Annotated in this window: 3 protein-coding genes; 2 read left to right on the forward strand and 1 reads right to left on the reverse strand. The window is 67.7% G+C overall.

The window, feature by feature from the left end:
- Window positions 1-65: 65 nt before the first annotated feature.
- Together H5J26_RS30505 and H5J26_RS30510 are read left to right on the forward strand one after the other, a co-directional pair.
- Window positions 66-362: a type II toxin-antitoxin system VapB family antitoxin gene (locus H5J26_RS30505; protein WP_028438603.1), complete on the forward strand. Its 297-nt coding sequence runs from the start codon at window positions 66-68 to the stop codon at window positions 360-362.
- Window positions 363-457: 95 nt separating this feature from the next.
- Window positions 458-1,138, forward strand: a complete 681-nt coding sequence (locus H5J26_RS30510; protein WP_235981254.1) for a LytR C-terminal domain-containing protein — start codon at window positions 458-460, stop codon at window positions 1,136-1,138.
- A gap of 77 nt (window positions 1,139-1,215) precedes the next feature.
- On the opposite strand, the gene upp is transcribed toward H5J26_RS30510, so the two are convergent.
- A complete protein-coding gene (upp, locus tag H5J26_RS30515; RefSeq protein ID WP_181769188.1) occupies window positions 1,216-1,851 on the reverse strand; it encodes a uracil phosphoribosyltransferase in 636 nt (211 codons plus the stop codon).
- Window positions 1,852-2,043 lie beyond the last annotated feature (192 nt).

The raw sequence follows: 2,043 nt of genomic DNA on the forward strand, positions 1-2,043 counted from the left end.
GCCCGGCCGCCGACAAGAGCAACAGGAAGCTGCGCCCGGTGCCGGTGGCCCGGTAGGCTTTCCGTGTGATCTTCAAGCGAATCGGAAACGGGCGGCCGTACCCCGACCACGGCCGGGAAAGCACCCGCCAGTGGGCGGACGTTGCCCCACGCCCGGTGCGCCTTGACCAGCTCGTCACGACGAAGGGTCAGCTCGATCTCGAGACGCTGCTGGCTGAGGACTCCACCTTCTACGGAGACCTGTTCGCCCACGTCGTGAAGTGGAGCGGCGACCTCTACCTGGAGGACGGGCTGCACCGCGCCGTACGCGCCGCGCTGCAGCAGCGACAGGTGCTGCACGCCCGCGTGTTGGAACTGGACTAAAGCCCTCCACTCGGACTAGCCCTTTCAGGGTCGGCACGCCACAATCACTGATCATCTAGTAGGCATTGCGTTCGTAGCGCATTACGCTGCGCCTCATGAGCATGCTGACTCCCCCCGGCATGGGCGGAAAGTACCGCATCACGGGAAATCGTTACCCCCGCATGCGCCGCCCCCGCAACCGTCGCAGGATCGTGCTCGCCTCAATCGCCTCCGTCTGCGCTCTGGGCGTCGCCGGATGGGGGACTCTCCAACTCATCGACATCTTCTCGGGCGGCACCCCTGCCCGTGCGTCGAGCAACCACGCCCAGAGCAAGAACTGCGGCAAGGACGCGAAGGCCCGGGGTTCCGAGAAGAACGAGCAGCGGGTCGCCGGGTCCGGCAAGCCCGTGAAGCTTCCGGAGCCGGACACCATCAAGGTCAACGTGCTCAACTCCACCGATCGCAGCGGCCTCGCCAAGACCACGGCGGACGCGCTGAAGGAGCGCGGCTTCAAGATCGGCAAGGTCGCCAACGCGCCCAAGGAGTTCGACAAGAAGGTCAAGAACGTGGGTCTGCTCCTCGGCGCGCCCGGCGAGGACGGCGACGCCCGTCTGAAGGTGCTGGGCACTCAGCTCAAGGACACCGACACCCGCTTCGACGAGCGCAAGGGCGACGACGTCGACTTCGTCATCGGCGACGACTACAAGAAGCTGGCCAAGGAGAAGGACGCCGACGCCGCGATGGCGGCGCTGGCGAACCCGTCCCCCTCGGCCTCGAAGAGCACCTGCACCGACTGACGCGCAGCCCGAACGAACGCCGCGCGCTTGCGATCACACCCGTTCACGCCCGTTCAAGGGCGTGCGCGGAGGACCGGTCAGCCCACGGTCCCGTACATGCGGTCGCCCGCGTCGCCGAGGCCCGGAACGATGTAGCCGTGCTCGTTGAGGCGCTCGTCGATCGAAGCGGTCACCACGGTCACGGGAGTCCCCGAAAGCTCGCGCTCCATCAGCTCCACGCCCTCCGGCGCGGCCAGCAGACAGATGGCCGTCACGTCGTCGGCACCGCGCTGGATCAGTTCGCGGATCGCGGCGACGAGCGTCCCGCCGGTCGCCAGCATCGGGTCCAGCACGTACACCTGCCGTCCGGACAGATCGTCCGGCATCCGGGTCGCGTACGTGGACGCCTGCAACGTCTGCTCGTCACGGATCATGCCGAGGAATCCGACCTCCGCCGTGGGCAGCAGCCGCACCATCCCGTCGAGCATGCCGAGGCCCGCGCGCAGGATCGGCACGACCAGGGGGCGCGGGTGCGACAGGCGCACGCCCGTGGTCTCCGTGACCGGGGTGCGGATCTCGACGCCGGAGGTGCGCACGTCCCTCGTCGCCTCGTATGCGAGAAGGGTCACCAACTCGTCGGCCAGACGCCGGAAGGTCGGTGAATCGGTGCGCTCGTCGCGCAGTGTCGTCAGTTTGTGCGCCACCAACGGGTGGTCGACCGCATGGATACGCATGCCCCGACAGTATCCGAGGCATCCGGACGGCTCGTACTGGCGTACCCCTCCGTAGAGAGGGAACGTGGTCAGGTATGCCGGAGGTGCACACATGTCCGACTCTCGGAACTCGAGGAAGACCGGAAGCACACCCCCCGTACGGACTCGGGCTTCGGCTGCGGCGGCTGGAGCGCCCGGGCGGGCACCTCCGAA

Source organism: Streptomyces albidus (ex Kaewkla and Franco 2022), assembly GCF_013870515.1.
Lineage (GTDB): Bacteria > Actinomycetota > Actinomycetes > Streptomycetales > Streptomycetaceae > Streptomyces > Streptomyces albidus.